A 14,987-nucleotide genomic window follows, 5' to 3' on the forward strand; every position below is an offset into this window, starting at 1 on the left:
AGCGCACCGCCGGCGAGCATGATCAGAAACAGGTCGCCGGACAGGGCCTCCGCAGCCGCCAGCAGTATCCCCCCGACAAGCCAAACGAATGGTGCCACATAGTCAACTCTAAAGCGTGTCGAACAGCCGTGGGGGCTGGTCGGCACCGCCCTTCTCGGGCGTCGTCAGTTCAGACCGCGGGTGCGGCGTGGACGTCGGTTCCCGCGTCATTCAGGCCCGTTTCACCGTCACGGAGGTGACGGCCAGCGCGTTCCTGTCGGCGGGCGTTGGTGGCCCGGCCTCCTGCTTGGGGGTCCGGGGATCGGTCACGGTCTCCCTGTTCGTCCGCCCAGTGGGCGAGGTTAACCGCAGCGTTGAGGTCGCGGTCGATGCTCAACCCGCACGAGCAGGCATATACCCGGCTGGCGAGGGTGAGTCGGTCATCGACTGCTCCGCATGACGAGCAGAGCTTGCTTGAGGGGAACCATCGGTCGGCGATGGCGAGGTCACCGCCGCGCCAGGCATGCTTGTAGCCGAGCATGCGGGCGAACCCGGCCCAGCCAGCATCGCTGATGGCTCGGGCGAGGTGGTGGTTGCGCAGCATCCCAGCGATATTCAGGTCTTCGATGACGATCCGGTCGTGGGTCTTGACCAGTTCGTTGGACACCTGGTGCAGGAAATGCTTTCTCGTGTTCGCGACGTGGTGGTGATGGCGGCACAGTTTCGCGGCGGCTTGCTTGCGGTTGCTGGATCCTTTCTGTTTGCGGGACAACGATTTCGCCAGCCTGCGCTGCCTGCGCATCCCAGCGGCGAGCGCTTTCGGCGGGTCAGTGACGCGGGCGATCTCACGCCCGTCGCCGGTGGCGGCGACCAGGAACGTCGACAGTCCACGATCGACACCCACCCAATCGCCGCGATCACCATCAGCGCTGGATGGGTAGCGGTGGGCGGGGTGTAGGTCGGCTGCCTCGACATTCAGTGCCACCCACCAGCGTCCGGCGCGATGGCTAATGGTGGCGAACAGGATCTTCGCCCGGTCGTTGGCGAGCATCCGCCGCAGCCGGCGGGTGTCATCGTGCACCTCGATCGTGCCGATGCCGGGTAGCGTCACCGATCGCGCACACACCTCGCCGATTCGGATCGCGGGTTTCCCGTTCTTGTGATGTTTGTTGCGCAACCGGAACGACGGCACCGCCTCGGTCTTGCGCTTGAACCGGGGAAACCCGACGCGCCGAGCCTTCCGTTTCCCGCAGCGCGAGTCCGACCACGCCTTCAATGCCTTGCCGCAGTCGACGGCGGCTTCCTCGAACACCTGCTGACACACCTGGTTCCGCCACGCCAGACCGGTCACCACTGTCTCGGCGACACCACCGGCGTCGACGGTGAACACCCGGCCCGCGTCCTCGGTTTTCTTCCACGCGTTGAACGTGTTGATCAGATCGAACCCCGTCCAGGGCACTTCGATGTCCGGATCGTTCTTACGGTGAGTGAGGGCGGTCCTCACCATCCGCAGCGACTGGTTGAAAGCGAACCGGGCCGCCCCGATATGCCGAGACAGCACCGCCTGCTGCTCGACCGTCGGGTCGAGACAATACCTAAATGTGGTGTGCCTACTCATCGCAGCGCAGTCTCGCACGCCCCACCGACACCACCCGCCGCTGACAGTCGCCATGTTCGAGGTAGTGCGCATCAACTACTGTCGCCGCCTCGACCGCCACTGCGAAACTCGCTCGCCGCGCACGAAGGATTCCTCTACCTCACCCAATTAACCCTGTCACGCCGAAACTCGACCGCACTCACTGTTCGACACGCTCGAGTCTCGTTCGGCACCACGAGCAGCAGCCATGATTTGCGCGATCTACCGCGTTCGCGAGCTATTCGCCCGGCTCGGTGACGAAATCGACCAACCGCTCCACCGCACCGATCAACGGCGCCTCGAGATCGCGGAACGAATTCACCGATTCATAGACTCGCCGCCAGCCCTGCTGCGGTGTGCCCCAGCCCAACCGGCGGCAGATACCCGTCTTCCAGTCCTCGCCGCGCGGTACCTCCGGCCACTGCGAGATACCAACCGCTTGTGGGCGAACTGCCTGCCACACATCGATATACGGGTGCCCGGTGACCAGAACGTGGGGCCCGAGACCGGTTGTCAGCTGGGTCTCCTTGGACCCGGTCACGAGGTGGTCCACGAGCACGCCGACCCGGCGCCCCGATCCCGGAGTGAATTCGGATAGTCGTGCACCGAGATTGTCGAGGCCTTCGAGATGCTCGACGACGACGCCCTCGACCCGCAGGTCATGGCCCCAGACGCGCTCCACCAGCGCCGCGTCGTGAACACCCTCCACCCAGATCCGGCTGGCCCGGGCGACGCGGGCGCGCAGACCCTCGACCTTCGTCGACCCCGATGCGGAGCGGGTGGGCGCCACAGGCTGTTTGCTCACGGGACGTACCAGCGTGACCGGTACGCCATCGACGAGGAAGGCCGCCTCCCGCATCGCGAACAGCCGCACCTTCCCATGTCTGTCCTCGAGCTTGACGAACTCCCCGTCGTAACTGCGGTCGTACCCGACCACGGCCCCACAGAATCCCGATTCGGCGTCCTCCACGACGAGATCTCGTGCCGCCTCGACGCGTGGCACTGCCTTCCGGCGGGTGCGGGAGTGGCCCTCGAAAATGTCGGCGCGATAGCGATCTTGCCCAGTCACGAGCGATGACGGTAGGCCAGCCGGGCCGCCGCGCGCGGCCCGCCACGCCGTCCTATCCTCGATCAGTATGTGCACTCCGAGCGCGACTCTCACCGCCTGGGCCACGTCGTGGCTCGTCGGGGCAAGCGCGCCCGACGACGTGCTCGACGCATTGCACGGCTGGGCGCCTCAGCACCGAGTTGGCGCGGCCGACGCGGTAACCGCCGGCTGCCTTGGAATCGGGTGGCCCGAGGGGAATGCCGCCGGTCTGACCGAGCTTCTGAAATCCGTGCGCGAGGCAACGTCGGCACCGGATGCGCGACTACGGCTGGTGTTGCCCGCCGCTGGGGACGTCCGCGGGCTCACCCCCGGCAGCCCATTCGCGACAGCCGCAATGGCCGCCGGCGAGGGCGTGCTCGCCGGAACTGTCGGCGCTATGGGACTCGGGCTGGTCCCGAACCAGCCCGATCCCGACACCGTGAAGTGGACGCTGTTCAGCGAACCGATTCCCGACCTTGTCGCGGACATGTCGATGCGTGAGGCCGAGTACGCCATGCGCGAAGCGGTCCGTGATGCCGCCGACACGCTGTCGGCGTTGCACAGCGTCGCGGTCGGACTCAGCGCAGATCCGCGCGCGCTGGTAGAGGCCGAACTGCGAAAGTCGGCCTCGCACACCTATCCCGAGTCCATGCCGATCAGGACGCGCCGCGTGCTCGATTCTGCGGATCGTGTTGCCGCAATCCTCACCGTTGCCGCGCAGCAGCCCGCGAACGCGCCCGCGTCGGCATCCGGTGCGGGCCTGCACGAGGACGCATTGCGACCGCTGTGGCGGGCGATCCGCGCGGCCCGTGTCGCTGCCGTGAATTCCACCGACGACTGAACGGCGATCAGCTTCCGCAACAGCCGGGACGGCAAGCCGTTCCATCGGTGCCGACACCGTAAGCGGGCACAGCGCCCAACCGCCGGGCCGGAACGCCCGCGCGAGCCTCGTTGACGAGTTCGACGACCATGCGCGCGAACCGCGGATCGGTGCCCGGCGTTGCTGCCCGCGCGAAACTCATGCCGAGTTCGGCGGCCTTCGCGGACGCCTCGTTGTCCAGGTCCCACACCACCTCGAGGTGATCGGATACGAAGCCGACCGGGCAAATCACTACCGCGCCAACACCATCCGCGGACAACGCGTCGAGGTGGTCACAGATATCGGGCTCCAACCACGGCACCGAGGGTGGGCCGGAGCGGGACTGCCACACGAGATCGTGCTCGGCGAAGCCTGCCCGCTCGGCGCTCAGGCGCGCCGCCTCGGCGACCTGCCGGCTGTAAAGCCGGCCACCATCGGCGGGCGGCCCGGAGGTCTCGTCCGCACCGATCGGGACGGAATGTGCGGTGAAGACAAGCCTGGCACCGGCGCGGTCCGATTCGGGCAACGACGCCACCGCGGCTCGGATGGCATCGCCGAACGTCTCGATCATCAGCGGGTGGTCGTAGTACTGACGCAGCCGCGTCAGGGTGGGCGCACCGTCCCCTGCCGCGGCGCGAGCCCGCGCGATGTCCTCGTGATACTGGCGGCAACCCGAGTAGCCGCCCCACGCCGAGGTGGCGAACACGAGGGCCGAATCGATCCCGTCGGACTTCATCTGCGCGACGGTGTCCTCGGCCATCGGGTGCCAATTGCGGTTGCCGAAGTACACCGGCAGTTCGATTGCTGCCGTGGCCAATTCCCGCTCGACGTCGGCGATGATCGCGCGGTTGAGCGCGTTGATCGGTGACACTCCGTCGAAGTGGTAGTAGTGCTGCGCGACCGCTTCGAGCCGGGCGCGCGGGATGCCTCGGCCCCGGGTGACGTTCTCCAGGAACGGCATCACGTCTTCGGGGCGCTCCGGGCCGCCGAACGACAGCACGAGAAGCGCTTCGGTGGGCATTCGTTCATTGTGTCCCGGAACGACCGGCAACCGCCCGGCGGGTCGGGCAACCAGACGTCGCGTGTTGTCCGCGGCGTTTTTCGGGAGCCGACCTGGCCGTGTTAACCCGCCCGTAACAATTCCGCGGACCCATGCGATGGATTTGTGAGGTCGACAGGATGGCATTCAATGAAGAAATCCTTGCTCGGCGGCATGGCCGCCGTGCCGCTGCTAGCAATGACCGCGTTTGGGTCCGGGTACGGCAACGCGGCTACCAACCCTGCACTCGGCTCGCCATTCCAGGCAATCTCACAGGGGTCGCCTAGCGGGTGCGGGACGAACCTGGCCGCTCCGCAAATTGCAGCCGCTGTCAAGCAGCTGCCCCCGTATGCGAACGGCTGGGCATGGAGCACCGACCCCGCGACGTTCTACGGCAACTACAACCCGTGTGCGACGCTCTCCGTCGCCCTCATCAGCGTGGAAGGTGCGACGGGAAGCTCCCCATGGAGGGCCCTCCTGTTCCATCAGGGCAACTACGTAGGGCCCGCGACGTCGAAGGCCTACGGCTTTACGTCGCTGAATACCGCCAGAACGACCGACGACACCGTCGTCCTGAACTACAAGACGCCGGGGGCCTGCAACGCCTGCCCACCCGCCGCGGTCAACAGCGTGCGCTACCAATGGCAGGGAGATCACGCCACCAGGCTCGATCCGCTGCCGTCGAATTAGCCACGAAAGCTGTTAAGCAACCGGCGAACACGGGCAAACGCAGCCGTCCGCTCCGCCGGAACGGCGGTAGGTTTGTGCATTTCGCCTGGAAGGCCGCTAGGACCGTGCACCATTGTGGTTGGCGGACAACAACACTCAGCGTCCTGTGCACGACGGAGCGGCGGTCAGGCAACGCTGCGCGGACACGGACACGGACACCCATAACTGAGTGAACGTGTGATTACTTGCACTATATGTCTGCTCGCCCGAAACCCATGCCGTGGAGTGGGACTACTACACCTCGGGAGGCACCATCGGCATCGACCCGTACATCGGCAACGCGACCTGGGTCAGTTGCTCGCTCTACGTCGATGGCGTGCTCTGGGACTCCGACTACGTGACCAATGGAGACGGCTACGACGCCGACTGCCTCTACCGGCCTTAGCGCGATCAGGTGGGCAGGGAACCGACCGCCTGCCCACCTACCACCACGACCAGAACTCCAGGCCTATCAGCCCATGAAATTGTCGGGGAACCACGTGTTGTGGCTGGCACCGCCATCGACGTAGATGATCGATCCGGTGGTTCCGGGCAGCCAGTCCGACAGCAGCGTGACGATCGACTTCGCCACGACGGTCGGGTCGTCGACGTTCCAGCCGATCGGCGAGGCGCCGTCCCAGTACTCGTTGAGCTGGTTGAGCTGCTTGGCGTCGTCGGTCGCGGTGCCGGCGATGGCCTTGGCCGCGAGCGTCTTGATCGGGCCTGCAGCGACCAGGTTCGAGCGAATCTTCTTGGCGGCACCCACTTCTCGTGCCACGTACCGGTTCACGGACTCGAGCGCCGCCTTGGCCACACCCATCCAGTTGTAGAACGGCATCGCGGTACGCGGATCGAAGTCCATGCCCACGATCGAGCCGCCCTCATTCATCACCGGCAGCACGGCGCGGGCGAGCGAGGCGTAGCTCCACGCCGAGATCTCGAACGATTTCGCGGCGTCGGCGCCGGGGGCGTCGAGGAACGGCAGCGCGTCCGGGCCCATCAGCGACTTGGGCGCCATAGCGATCGAATGCAGCACGCCGTCGACGCCCTCGGGAGCGAGTTCACGGATCTTCTCGGCAAGCTCCGAAAGGTTTTCCTCGTTGGTGATGTCGAGGCCAATGGCCGGCGGCACCTCCTGCGGCAGCCGCTTGGCGATGCGATCGATCAACCGCAACCGCTCCGGGATGCCTGTGATGATCACCTTCGCGCCTTGTTCCTGCGCGCATGCCGCCGCGTGGAACGCGATCGAGGAGTCGGTGATGATGCCGGTGATCAGTACAGTTTTGCCTTCGAGCAGTCCGCCCATGTTGTGTCGCTTCTCCTGCAGTCGTCGAAAGTTCTAGTGGCCGGCGCTTTTCAGTGACCCATGCCCATGCCGCCATCCACGGGGATCACGGCCCCGGAGATGTAGCCGGCCTCGTCGGAGGCGAGGAAGCTGATCACGGCGGCGACGTCCTCGGGCTTGCCGGTGCGACCGAGCGGGATGGCCGACTTGGCCATCTCGATGTACTTGTCTTCCATCTCCGCGGTCATGTCCGTGTCGATGAAGCCGGGAGCGACGACGTTGGCCGTGATGTTGCGCGAACCGATCTCACGCGCGATCGAGCGGGCCAAACCGATCAGGCCGGCCTTCGAGGCGGCGTAGTTCGACTGGCCCGGAACACCGGACATCGCCACGACCGAGCCGAGGAAGATCATCCGGCCCCACTTCGCACGCTGCATGCCCTTGGTGGCCTGCTTCGCGCAGCGGAAGGCGCCGGTCAGGTTGGCGTCGAGCACGCGAGAGAACTGGTCCTCGGTAAGACGCATGAGCAGCATGTTTTCGGTGATGCCGGCGTTCGCGACGAGCACCTCGACCGGTCCGTGCTTCTCCGCGATCTCCTTGAAGGCGGCCTCGACCGACGCGTTGTCGGTGACGTCGCACTTCACGCCCAGGATGCCGTCCGGTGCACCCGAGCCGCGGTGCGTGATGGCGACCTTGTGGCCGTCTGCGGCAAGGCGCTGCGCGACCGCTAGTCCGATGCCACGGTTGCCGCCGGTGACGAGTACGGATCGGGCGGTTGTTGAAGACATGTGCTCAACCTATCTGGTCGTAATGGTTCCGCGGAGAGAGGTCTCAAGGTAGACGCTGACGATAGACCAACGCGGTCGCGAGACCGGCAGTCGTCAGCACCACGCCGAGAATGAGCCATGGACGGCTCGCGTCACCGCGCGTGGTCTCGTACCCGATCTGTTCTTCGAGTGTGTCGTACACCTTGGTCAATTCTTCGAGGCTCGAAGCGGTGAAGAACTGGCCGCCGGAGAGATTCGCGATCTCGCGCAGCGACGGGTCGTCGACCGGCACCGGCACCCGCTCGGAGCCGCCCGACTCGTTGGGAATGTCCACGGTGCCGTAACTGGTACCGAACGAGATCGTCGAGATCGGCACGTTCTGGTTCTTCGCCTCGCGCGCCGCGGTGTAGCCGCCGCGCGGGTCGTCCGGGCTCTCCGGCACCGTCTGCTTGCCGTCCGACAGGAGCACGATCCGGGCTGGTGGCGGTTCCTCGCCGCCGCCGAGGACCGCGCCGAGCGTCTGAATGGACTGCAGCGCGGTGAAGATGCCTTCGCCGGTCGCGGTCCGCTCGCTCAGCTTGATCTGATCGATTGCCGACTTTGTTTCGTTGCGGTTGGGGGTCGGCGACACCAGCACCGAGGCCGTTCCAGCGAAGGTCACCAGGCCGAGGTTGATTCCCGGCGTGAGTCCATCGGCGAACGCCTTACCGGCCTCCTGTGCCGCTTCGAGACGGCTCGGCTTCACGTCGGTCGACTCCATCGATAGCGACACGTCGATCACCAGGATCACGGTGGCCCGATTGCGCGGAACCTTCTTGTCCTTGGTCGGACCGGCGAGTGCGACAGTGAACAACAGCAAACCGACGAGGATCAACGCAATCGGCACGTGCCGCAGACGGCCGGGCTGCTGGGGCGCAACGGATTCCAGCAGTTCGAGGTTGCTGAATCGAAGAAGGTGCCTGCGCCGTCGTCGCTGGGCATACAAATACGTCACGGCGAGCGCGACCACCACCAGCGCGAAAACCAACCACCACGGTGACGCGAATTTCGAAATGCTCACTGGCGCGGCGCCTTGCTCGCCGCTCCGAACGTGTGGCGGCGGGTGGATACGAAGCGCACCACATCGGTGATCCAGTCCCGGTCGGTGCGCAACGTCATCACCGGAGCGCCACAGGTACGCAGCATCTGCTCGACCTCGTCGCGATGCGCCTGCGCGGCCTCCGCGAAATCGGCTCGCAGCTTCGGAGTCACGGTGAACTCTCGGGTGCGGCCGGTCTCCGGGTCGTGCAGAACGACATCCTCGACGTCGGGCAGTTCGAGATCGCGAGGATCGAGCACCTCCACTGCGAGCACGTCATGCCGCGCCGAGACCGCACGCAACGAGCGCTGCCAGTCGATCGGGCCGAGGAAGTCGCTGATCACAACCGCGAGTCCGCGCTTGCGCTGCGGACGACGCAACGATTCGATCGCGCCCCGCAGGTCCCCACGCACGCCGTCCGGCGCCTTCGGGGTGCTCGCGATCTTGCGCAGCATTGCCTGCGCGTGGACCCGCCCGCTGCGCGCCGGGATTCGCACCGTGTCGGCGCCGGTCGCCACGACCGCACCGATCCGGTTGCCGCCGCCACTGGTGAGGAAGGTGATCGCTGCCGCCGCGGCCACGACGAGGTCACGCTTCTCGCACGCGGCGGTGCCGAAGTCCAGGCTCGCCGACAGATCCGCCACCATCCACGTCTCCAGCTCGCGGTCGGCCACCATCTGCCGCACATGCGGATGCGTGGTCCTGGCGGTAACCGACCAGTCCATCTGCCGCACATCGTCACCTGGCTGATAGAGACGGGCGTCGCCGGGCTCTGAGCCGGGGCCAGGGATCAGGCCGAGATGATCACCGTGCAGCACGCCGTCGAGACGGCGCCGAACGGTGAGCTCGAGCGTCCGCAGCGCAGCCGACAGCCGGGGATCGCTGAGCTCACCGGACTTCAGAGAAGGCGGCGGATTAGCCGTCACTGCCGGGTGCTGTTCGCGTTCGGATGCGGGGCGGACTGCTGCGCCGGCTGATGCTGGGGCGCCGGCTGATGCGTGGGCGCTTGGTTCGGTCCGGGCTGATGGGGCGCCTGACCGGGCCCGCTACCGGGCGCTGGCATCGGGCCGGCCGCCGGAGCCGGGGCAGTGGCCTGGGCCGCAACCTGCGGCAGACCGACCGTCTGCAGCACGCGGGTGATGATGTCCTCGGGGGACACCTCGTCGGCGAGCGCGTCGTAGGACAGCACGAGCCGGTGCCGCAGCACGTCCGGGATCACCTCGAGCACGTCCTGTGGGACGACGTAGTCACGCCCACGGATCAGCGCGAGCGCGCGGGACGCGGCGATGATGCCGAGGCTGGCACGCGGCGATGCGCCGTAGGACACCCAGCCGGCGACGTCGTCGAGACCGAACTCGCGCGGCTTGCGCGTAGCGGCGATGACCCGAACGACGTAGTCGACGAGCGCGTGGTGAACAAACGTGGTGCTTGCCACCTGTTGAAGGCGCACAAGCTCTTCGGGGCCGAGGATCTGCTTGGCCTCCGGCGGGGTCACACCCATCCGGTAGACGATCTCGCGCTCTTCCTCGACCGAGGGGTAGTCGACCACGACCTTGAACAGGAAGCGGTCGCGCTGCGCCTCGGGCAGCGGGTACACGCCTTCGCTCTCGATCGGGTTCTGCGTCGCCATGACCAGGAACGGATCGGGCATCGGGTAGGTCTTGCCGCCGATCGACACGTGCCGCTCGGCCATCACCTCCAGCAGCGCCGACTGCACCTTCGCGGGTGCGCGGTTGATCTCGTCGGCGAGCACGAAGTTCGCCACGACCGGGCCGAGCTCGGTGTCGAACTGCTCGCGGCCCTGCCGGTAGATCCGGGTGCCGATGAGGTCGGTGGGTACCAAGTCCGGGGTGAACTGCACGCGCGCAAACGAGCCGCCGACGACCTTCGCGAACGTCTCCACCGCAAGGGTTTTGGCGATACCGGGAACGCCTTCGAGCAGCACGTGTCCGCGTGCGAGCACACCCACGAGCAGCCGCTCGACCAGCCGGTCCTGTCCGACGATCACGCGCTTTACCTCGTAGATGGCCTTCTCGAGGGTTTGCACGTCGCGCGCCAGGCTTCCGCCCGTGTTGGGAACGTTTCCGGATGGAACGTCCACGCGGTCAGTTGAGGTCACCGACAATCCCCGCTTTCGGCTCGTTCTTGAACGCGATTTCGCGTATCGCTGCAACTATTCCAGGTCTACGCGAAAGACGCCGCAAACGCCTACCTTCGGGTTTGCGGGTCACGTCCCCGGCCATCGACGGTTCGGAGCTTTCGTCGCTTCTGATGACCGGGCCGTCCGGTGCCGTTGGCTACGGAGCGGCGGAGATCCAGACGCCGATCGGCGGACGGGTACGAATCGTTAGCAATTTGATAGCGATCCGTGTTGGGTGCCACATTTTTCATCGCTTTCCCCGGTCGCTGTAACGAAATCTCCACGCCTGCACGATCCCCTAGTCAATAGCTACCCGTCAGCAAACATCCTGGCGGGCGTCTGGCAGAGGGGAAGGTTGCGCGAAATGACCCGTCATTCGGCAGTGAAGCGGAGTGCGAACACCACCGAGGAGACCACACGGTCGGCCCGTTCCGGAGGCGCTCACCGCGCCTGCAATCGGCGGCCCGCGCTATCCGTTGGCATCGCGACCGTCACGGCAGTCGTCGTTTTCGGTGGCACCCAGAACGCCGCGATCGCGTCGGCCGATATCCCCACGGTCCCTCAGGTACCGACCCCCACGCTGCCCCAGCCTTCTGCACCCACGGGCACTGGCACCGGCGGCGGCCTCGGCGGCACCAGCAACCTCGGGGGCGGCCTCGGCGGCACCAGCAACCTCGGCGGCGGGATCGGCGGCGGGATCGGCGGCGGTACCACCGGCACCGGCAACCTTGGTGGCGCAATCGGCGGCGGCACAATCGGCGGCGGCACCATTGGCGGCGGTACCACCGGCACCGGCAACCTTGGCGGCGGCCTCGGCGCCGGTATCGACGGCACCAGCAACCTCGGCGGCGCAATCGGCGGCACCAGCAACATCGGTGGCGGCGCGAACATCGATGCGGGGGCACTTGGCACGGGCAGCATCGACGGGGTCCTCGGCGGCGCGGGACTCGGTCTCGGAGGAGCGCTCGGGACGTCGCTCGAGCTCGGCACAGGTAGCGCAGGCATTGGCGGCAGTGCAGAGCTCGGCATTGGGACCGTCGCCGATCTCTGCAACTTGCTGGGCCTCGGGACCGGCAGTTCAGTACTCGGCACCGGCGTCGAAATCAATGCCGGAAGCGCGGCCGCGCTCGCGGTGTTGCTCGGCCTCGGGGGCAGCGCAGGCCTCGGCGGCGGCCTTGGACTCGGCGGTGGCCTCGGGCTCGGTACCGACCTCGGTGGTTCGCTTGGCGGATTGATCGACCTCGACCTCGGTGCGTTGGGCACCGGCAGCGCCGACCTTGGGCTCGGCGGGGCACTCGGGTTGGGCCTCCTCGGGACCGGGAGCGCGCTGGCGGGCGCCGGGCTTCTCGGACTCGGCGCTCTTGGCCTCGGCCTGCTGGGAAGCGGCTCGGGCGGCGGGGGCTTCATCGCTGATGGCGAGGGTGCGCTCGGTGGCGACGCCGCCGGTGGTGGCGGCAGCGACATCGCCGTGACGTCGCCCGTTGCCGATGCCGAGCAGGCCGACGAGAGCGGAGGGATCGGCGGGTTCGTGGCGAACCTGGCCAGCCACGTCATTCCTCGCGGCTACCCGGAAACAGGTGCCGGCGGCGCAGCCCAGATGGCACGCGACAACGCGGTTCCGTTGACAGCCTTCGCCCTCCTCCTGCTTTGCCTCGCAGCGGTCATTCTGTCCCGCCGCAACAGCAACGCCGAGCTGGGCTGAGCGTGCCCGCATCCCAGCCGGCGGCGAAGTCCCGCTCGCCAAGACGAGTCACACGACTTCTCGTGATGACAGGTCTTGTCGCAGCGGGCCTGTTCGCCGCGGCCGGGCTGGTGACGCCGACCGATGGAACGCAGGTCGACGCAGCGGTGGCCTCGATTGCTCCGGATAATGTTGGGTTGCAACCGATTCCGCCGCTCGCGGCATCGCCACCCCAAGCGCTGCGAGTCCCCGCGATCAACCTGTCGATTCCGCTGATCACCTTGGGGCTCAATGCCGACGGGACCGTCGAGGTCCCCACCGACTTCGCCCAAGCAGGCTGGTACCGAGAAGGACCGACACCAGGAGAACCCGGCTCCGCCGTCATCCTCGGCCACGTCGACTCCTACCAAGGACCCGCCGTCTTCTACCACCTACACGACCTACGACCAGGAGACCGGATCGAAGTAACCCGCGAGGACGGCAGCATCGCCGAATTCGCGGTCACCAAAACCGCGACCTACCCAAAGACGCAATTTCCCGCCGAGCAGGTCTACGCCAACAACGACGGAAGCCACCTGCAACTCGTCACCTGCGGAGGCGCATTCGACAGCCAGGCACGCAGCTACCTGTCCAACGTCGTCGTCTACACAACCCTCATTGGCGCACCCGATCAAACCGGTTAATCCGGGAGCAATCACCGCGAAAGCCCATGAGTCCGATGGAGCACAGTTTGAACAGCCCAATCCCCACCACCTCGCACGAGCGCCCGCAACACGCCTCCGCCGACAATATCCATGACGCTCCCCCTGCTCAGCTCCCACTGCTCGGGGTCGATTCGGGACAGCGGCAGCGCCGTTGGACGATCCTGCTGCGATTGATACTCGTACTTCCGCATTTGGTCGTCCTGACGTTCGCGGGCATCGTCGCCGGCATCGTTCGGTTGCTCGGCTGGCTGTGTGCACTGATCCTCGGGCACCTTCCCGCGTGGTGTGGTCGTTTCTTGGGCTGGTATCTCAGCTACGTCATCAGGGTGAACGGCTATGCCTATCTCCTGGTGGACAGGTACCCGCCAATCCGCCCGAAGGGCAACGACTATCCGGTCCGGACCGTGTTGCCGGAACCCACGCCACTGAATCGTTGGGCGGTGCTGTTCCGAACGCTGCTTGCCTTGCCAATGCTCGTTCTTAGCGCCCTTTTCGGTCTGGGCTGGGCGGTTGCCGGACTGTTCATCTGGATCATCGTTCTGGTGCTCGGACGTATGCCGGCCCCAATTTTCCAGGCCTCCAACGCAATTCTGCGGGTCACTTTCCGGACGCAGGCCTACCACTACCTGCTGACGCCCGAGTATCCGAAGAGCATCTTCGGCGACCCACCAGCGCCGCATAAGCACTCGGCGGGATCCAGCGAAGACACGGTGCCCGCTGGATTCCGAATCCACGTGCCCCCAAGCGGCCGTGCGCTCATGGTGGCGATCCTGGTGCTCGGCATTGCGGCCTATTGCGTTCAGATGGCGGCGTCGCTCGCGATCGCAGACATGAATCACACGGAGGATGACAGCGTCGTCGCGACCGACGACCAAGGGGCAGTGATCGCGGCGGTATCCAACTACTACCGAGCGGTCGCCGCGGACGACGGCGAGCTTGCCTGCGCGAAACTATCTCCCGCACTTGCCCAGTCGCTCGCAGCGCAGGCTCACACAGACGGCTGCCCCGGTGCAGTCCATCTCACCCACGACGGCCAACCCCAAGCGAGGTTCGATCAGATCGCCAACATCAAGTACGCCGCCCGCGATGCCGAAATCAACGGAAACCAAGCATCATTGAAGATCTACGCAGCTTCCAACGGCTCCGCAACGCTCGCCCAAGAAGTGCTGCTGGAAAAGCAGGCAGACGGGCAGTGGCTGATCGTCAGCCTCGGTTAGGACGAGTTCCCGCAGTCAGGACACGAGTCGCACCACGTAGGGCATCATGCCGTCCTCACGGACGGGCGACACCTTCACGACCTCACCGGACTGCGGGGCCTCGAGCATGGTCCCGTCACCCAGATAGAGCGCCACATGCTGGCTGCCGTTGGCGCCCCAGAAGATCATGTCGCCGCGGCGCATCTCGTCCGTCGGTACCTGTTCACCTGAGGTGTATTGGTAGCCGCTGTAGTGCGGCAACGACATTCCGATCCCGGCAAACGCGTAGATCATCAGCCCGGAGCAGTCGAAGCCGACCTTGTTGTAGTCACCGTGCGCGTCGGCGACGCCACCGTCGCGGATGCCCTTGGTGGGACCGTTCTCGTCGCCGCCACCCCATGCGTAGGGGACGCCGAGTTGCGACATGCCTCGATCCACGACGATCTCCACGGCAGCCGGACCGACGACCGACGGAAGCTTCGGTTTCTTCCGCTTGGGCGGCGGCGGGGTATCCGAGTCCTCGTCGAGCGTCGTGTGCGGACGCTGACCGTCGGACAACGCGGCAGCACGGTCACGGGCCGCCTGATCGGCCGCCACACGGGCCGTTGCGGCGATCGCGATCTGCTTGGCGGTCTCGGTCAGGGCCGCGAGCGTTGCAGCCTCTTCCTTGCGCAAACCGTCCCATTGCGCGTAAACCTCACGCTGCCCTTGCAATCCGGACACACCGGCACGGGCCGCTACTAGCTGGGCCTGCGCGGTATCCCGATTGGTTTCGAGTTCGGACTTGCGTGCAGCCTGCTGCGTCAGCGCGGATTGGGCTGCGACGAT

At 66.3% G+C, this 14,987-nt stretch carries 16 protein-coding genes; 6 read left to right on the forward strand and 10 right to left on the reverse strand.

What is annotated here, in order from left to right:
* The 3 genes from A8G08_RS28055 to A8G08_RS16440 form a co-directional block, all read right to left on the reverse strand.
* Positions 1–98 (reverse strand): NfeD family protein (locus A8G08_RS28055; RefSeq protein WP_425394570.1); only part of this gene is annotated, 98 nt, incomplete at its 3' end.
* 71 nt (positions 99–169) lie between these two features.
* The gene (locus A8G08_RS16435) at positions 170–1,597 is read right to left on the reverse strand and encodes an RNA-guided endonuclease InsQ/TnpB family protein (RefSeq protein ID WP_169823320.1); all 1,428 of its coding nucleotides are present in this window, start codon (positions 1,595–1,597) and stop codon (positions 170–172) included.
* A gap of 256 nt (positions 1,598–1,853) precedes the next feature.
* A complete protein-coding gene (locus tag A8G08_RS16440) occupies positions 1,854–2,684 on the reverse strand; it encodes a DUF3097 domain-containing protein (RefSeq protein ID WP_068276271.1) in 831 nt (276 codons plus the stop codon).
* Positions 2,685–2,751: 67 nt separating this feature from the next.
* Here A8G08_RS16440 and A8G08_RS16445 point away from each other — a divergent pair, with 67 nt between their 5' ends.
* Entirely contained in the window at positions 2,752–3,543 is a 792-nt protein-coding gene (locus A8G08_RS16445) for a hypothetical protein (RefSeq protein WP_068276274.1), read from the forward strand.
* Between the two features lie 7 nt (positions 3,544–3,550).
* Here A8G08_RS16445 and A8G08_RS16450 read toward each other — a convergent pair whose 3' ends face one another.
* The gene (locus A8G08_RS16450; RefSeq protein ID WP_068276277.1) at positions 3,551–4,582 is read right to left on the reverse strand and encodes a ferrochelatase; all 1,032 of its coding nucleotides are present in this window, start codon (positions 4,580–4,582) and stop codon (positions 3,551–3,553) included.
* A gap of 168 nt (positions 4,583–4,750) precedes the next feature.
* Between A8G08_RS16450 and A8G08_RS16455 the strand changes: the two genes are divergently transcribed.
* Both A8G08_RS16455 and A8G08_RS27215 read left to right on the forward strand, forming a co-directional pair.
* A complete protein-coding gene (locus A8G08_RS16455) occupies positions 4,751–5,290 on the forward strand; it encodes an LppP/LprE family lipoprotein (RefSeq protein ID WP_157108614.1) in 540 nt (179 codons plus the stop codon).
* A 259-nt stretch (positions 5,291–5,549) separates the two neighbouring features.
* A complete protein-coding gene (locus A8G08_RS27215; protein WP_157108615.1) occupies positions 5,550–5,714 on the forward strand; it encodes a hypothetical protein in 165 nt (54 codons plus the stop codon).
* Positions 5,715–5,780: 66 nt separating this feature from the next.
* Here the strand turns inward: A8G08_RS27215 and inhA are convergent, their stop codons facing one another.
* Genes inhA through A8G08_RS16480 form a run of 5 tightly spaced genes read right to left on the reverse strand, consistent with a single transcriptional unit; the run spans position 5,781 to position 10,563 of the window.
* Positions 5,781–6,614, reverse strand: a complete 834-nt coding sequence (inhA, locus tag A8G08_RS16460; RefSeq protein WP_068276280.1) for an NADH-dependent enoyl-ACP reductase InhA — start codon at positions 6,612–6,614, stop codon at positions 5,781–5,783.
* 50 nt (positions 6,615–6,664) lie between these two features.
* Positions 6,665–7,381 carry a 3-oxoacyl-ACP reductase FabG1 gene (fabG1, locus tag A8G08_RS16465; protein ID WP_068276283.1) on the reverse strand — a complete coding sequence of 239 codons (717 nt, stop codon included), beginning with the start codon at positions 7,379–7,381 and terminating at the stop codon, positions 6,665–6,667.
* A 43-nt stretch (positions 7,382–7,424) separates the two neighbouring features.
* Positions 7,425–8,420, reverse strand: a complete 996-nt coding sequence (locus A8G08_RS16470) for a VWA domain-containing protein (RefSeq protein WP_068276286.1) — start codon at positions 8,418–8,420, stop codon at positions 7,425–7,427.
* Positions 8,417–9,364: a DUF58 domain-containing protein gene (locus A8G08_RS16475; RefSeq protein ID WP_068276289.1), complete on the reverse strand. Its 948-nt coding sequence runs from the start codon at positions 9,362–9,364 to the stop codon at positions 8,417–8,419. Before A8G08_RS16475 ends, A8G08_RS16470 begins: the two co-directional genes overlap by 4 nt.
* Positions 9,361–10,563: an AAA family ATPase gene (locus tag A8G08_RS16480; protein ID WP_084436375.1), complete on the reverse strand. Its 1,203-nt coding sequence runs from the start codon at positions 10,561–10,563 to the stop codon at positions 9,361–9,363. Before A8G08_RS16480 ends, A8G08_RS16475 begins: the two co-directional genes overlap by 4 nt.
* 379 nt (positions 10,564–10,942) lie before the next feature.
* Here A8G08_RS16480 and A8G08_RS16485 point away from each other — a divergent pair, with 379 nt between their 5' ends.
* From A8G08_RS16485 to A8G08_RS16495, 3 genes are all read left to right on the forward strand, one after another.
* Positions 10,943–12,280 carry a hypothetical protein gene (locus tag A8G08_RS16485; protein WP_157108616.1) on the forward strand — a complete coding sequence of 446 codons (1,338 nt, stop codon included), beginning with the start codon at positions 10,943–10,945 and terminating at the stop codon, positions 12,278–12,280.
* Between the two features lie 65 nt (positions 12,281–12,345).
* Entirely contained in the window at positions 12,346–12,942 is a 597-nt protein-coding gene (locus A8G08_RS16490) for a class F sortase (protein ID WP_084436377.1), read from the forward strand.
* A 35-nt stretch (positions 12,943–12,977) separates the two neighbouring features.
* Positions 12,978–14,180: a DUF4389 domain-containing protein gene (locus A8G08_RS16495; RefSeq protein ID WP_281182160.1), complete on the forward strand. Its 1,203-nt coding sequence runs from the start codon at positions 12,978–12,980 to the stop codon at positions 14,178–14,180.
* Positions 14,181–14,195: 15 nt separating this feature from the next.
* Here the strand turns inward: A8G08_RS16495 and A8G08_RS16500 are convergent.
* The coding region (locus A8G08_RS16500; protein ID WP_169823322.1) for an NlpC/P60 family protein at positions 14,196–14,987 on the reverse strand (792 nt) is incomplete at its 5' end.

The organism is Aldersonia kunmingensis (assembly GCF_001646865.1).
In the GTDB taxonomy this organism is placed as follows: Bacteria; Actinomycetota; Actinomycetes; order Mycobacteriales; family Mycobacteriaceae; genus Aldersonia; species Aldersonia kunmingensis.